This is a genomic window from Mycobacterium alsense (genome assembly GCF_002086635.1).
In the GTDB taxonomy this organism is placed as follows: domain Bacteria; phylum Actinomycetota; class Actinomycetes; order Mycobacteriales; family Mycobacteriaceae; genus Mycobacterium; species Mycobacterium alsense.
The window spans coordinates 1-642 of the sequence record NZ_MVHD01000138.1 but is presented as its reverse complement, the minus strand read 5'-3'; the positions used below and the strand labels follow the sequence as shown (position 1 = coordinate 642).

The following is a 642-nucleotide window of genomic DNA, read 5'->3' as shown; positions in this document are numbered from 1 at the left end:
GCCCGCTACGGGCCCGCGGAGCCGATCACTGGTCGAACACCGCGCCAATTCGCTCGTAGGGCTACGCCCGAACCGTCGAGTTGCTCACCGCATCGAGCAATTTGTCGACGAATTCGTTCGCGTGTTCGCGCAGGTGTCCTTTGCATTCTGCGACGTCTAGGCTGATGCTCTGGCCGGCGCTGACCTCAACGGTGACGGTGCGCAGCGGGCGCCCCTCCACGAAGTCGTCGTCAGCCACGTTGGCCGCCACGCGGACATGCTCGACATTCGAGATGGACCAAACGTTGGCGGTAGCAGTCAGTTCGTTGTCGCCTTCAGCGACCAGTTGCCCGAGCGCGTTGCCCTTTACCCAATACAGCGTACGGAGCCGCCCTTTCTCGTTGAGCACACCGGCCCAAGCGTCCACAGGCCAACGAGTGAAGCTTTGGACAGCCCGCACAAAATTGGTGTTGAGTTCGATCGCTTCGAAGCGATTTCCGCCTCTGAGCGCGTCGGTGATTTCTTCAAGCTGGACCACGGGGACGGATACTACGCGGAGCAGGCGACAACCTTGTCACTCACTCACGGCGGTGGCGGCTTTCGCCGCGCAATGCCTCCCAACGAGATCACCCGATGGGCTGAGCCATGACGGCCCAGGGTTGA

The 642-nt window shown here is 62.0% G+C and carries 1 protein-coding gene; it reads right to left on the bottom strand.

The features are described 5' to 3' along the window. Window positions 1-61 precede the first annotated feature (61 nt). Entirely contained in the window at window positions 62-517 is a 456-nt protein-coding gene (locus BST11_RS26870; protein WP_083141175.1) for a hypothetical protein, read from the bottom strand. Between the last annotated feature and the right edge of the window lie 125 nt (window positions 518-642).